This is a genomic window from Metabacillus sp. 84 (genome assembly GCF_050107715.1).
Taxonomy (GTDB): Bacteria; Bacillota; Bacilli; order Bacillales; family Bacillaceae; genus Metabacillus_B.
In genome coordinates this window covers 1-1,872 of record NZ_JBNILN010000025.1, presented here as the reverse complement: position 1 = coordinate 1,872, position 1,872 = coordinate 1, and the positions used below count along the sequence as shown (strand labels likewise).

General features: G+C 51.4%; 1 protein-coding gene and 1 rRNA gene. One reads left to right on the top strand and one right to left on the bottom strand.

Annotated elements, in window-relative coordinates; translation table 11 throughout:
- A partial coding sequence (locus ACQCV8_RS20090; RefSeq protein WP_426847225.1) for a hypothetical protein occupies positions 1-280 on the top strand: 280 nt, incomplete at its 5' end.
- Between the two features lie 1,501 nt (positions 281-1,781).
- On the opposite strand, the gene rrf is transcribed toward ACQCV8_RS20090, so the two are convergent.
- A 5S ribosomal RNA gene (gene rrf / locus ACQCV8_RS20085) occupies positions 1,782-1,872 on the bottom strand; the annotation flags it as partial.

Here is a 1,872-nt window from a genome sequence, read left to right as displayed (position 1 = left end):
GGTGGCGCTAGTGGTGGCGTTGGGGGTGGCGCTAGTGGTGGCGTTGGGGGTGGCGCTAGGGGTGGCGTTGGGGGTGGCGCTAGTGGTGGCGTTGGGGGTGGCGCTAGTGGTGGCGTTGGGGGTGGCGCTAGTGGTGGCGTTGGGGGTGGCGCTAGGGGTGGCGTTGGGGGTGGCGCTAGTGGTGGCGTTGGGGGTGGCGCTAGGGGTGGCGTTGGGGGTGGCATTGGGCGTGGATGCGGGGGATTGCGGCCGGGCACGGGTGGTGTGTTGGGGCGGATAGGCACTGGTTGGGCGTGCTCTTCGTATTGGGATGGGGGCAAGTTGTTGCTATGGGACATCCTGCGGCGGGAAGTTGGCTTTGAGCCACATATTGCGATGGGCATGGGCGGGACAGCGGGGTTGGTATTGAGGAAGCAGGCTGGATGTGGGAGATGCGATTGATTTTTTGAGAATTTGAATCAAAACTGGATAGCCATTGACTGCTGAATAGGGATATTGGCAGTTTGAACGTTTGTATGAGGGAGATTTCAGCTCATTTAGGGAGTTTCTAGTCCGGCTGGGAGTTTTATTGGGTTATTCCAAGAAAGAATTCGGGTTACGGCGCTTTGTAAGCCGGAAGTTTTGGAGGATATCGGCGGTATTCTCATTTTATCGGCTATTATTGAAAGATATCGGCTATTTTTCCAATATATCGGCTATTATTTCATTTTATCGACCGAAACAGGGCGGATATCGACTTTTCGGGAGGATTCGACAAAGATGGCATCCCTGGCACCCCGGCAGCCAGGCTCCAGGTGGCGTTCCCACCATCATCGGGCAAGGCGGTTTCGGGTATCCGCCTCGCCCTTTTCCCTCCCGCCAATCCAGGCGTATGATGGAGGAAGTTGCGAAGTCATTGATCATACTGCGTTATTCTGTCTAAATTAAATCAAATAACAGATTTAACAAAGGTTTTACGGAGATTTTCTTTTATTGGATAGGAGGAGAATGGCAGATGCCTAGAATTTTAAGAGGCTGAACCATAGGATTCTTCAAGTGAGAAGGGTTATCGACGGTATTCTCATTATATCGGCTATTATTGAAATATATCGGCTATTTTTCCAATATATCGGCTATTATTTCATTTTATCGACCGAAACGGGGCGGATATCGACTTTTCGGGAGGATTCGACAAAGTTGGCATCCCCCGCACCCCGCACCCGGCAGCCAGGCTCGAGGAGCCGTTCCCACCATCATCGGCCAAGGCGGTTTCGGGTATGCGGCTCGCTTCCCTCTTGTGATTTCAGGGGTATGGTGGAGGAAGTTGCGAAGTCACCGATAATGCTGCGTTATTCTGTCTAAATTAAATCAAATAACAGATTTAACAAAGGTTTTACGGAGATTTTCTTTTATTGGATAGGAGGAGAATGGCAGATGCCTAGAATTTTAAGAGGCTGAACCATAGGATTCTTCAAGTGAGAAGGGTTATCGACGGTATTCTCATTATATCGGCTATTATTGAAATATATCGGCTGTTTTTCCAATATATCGGCTATTTTTTACTTTTATCGACCGAAACGGGGCGGATATCGACTTTTCGGGAGGATTCGACAAAGTTGGCATCTCCGGCAGCCGGCAGCCGAACTCGAGGAGGCGTTCCCACCATCATCGGCCAAGGCGGTTTCGGGTATCCGCCTCGCCCTCTTTCCCTCCCGCCATTCCAGGCGTATCCGTCCCCTTACACGCAAACCCAAACAAAAAAAGGACCCCCCGTTCAAAACGGGCGGATCCTTTTCACTTGTACCTGGCAACATCCTACTCTCGCAGGGGGAAACCCCCAACTACCATCGGCGCTGAAGAGCTTAACTTCCGTGTTCGGTATGGGAACGGGTG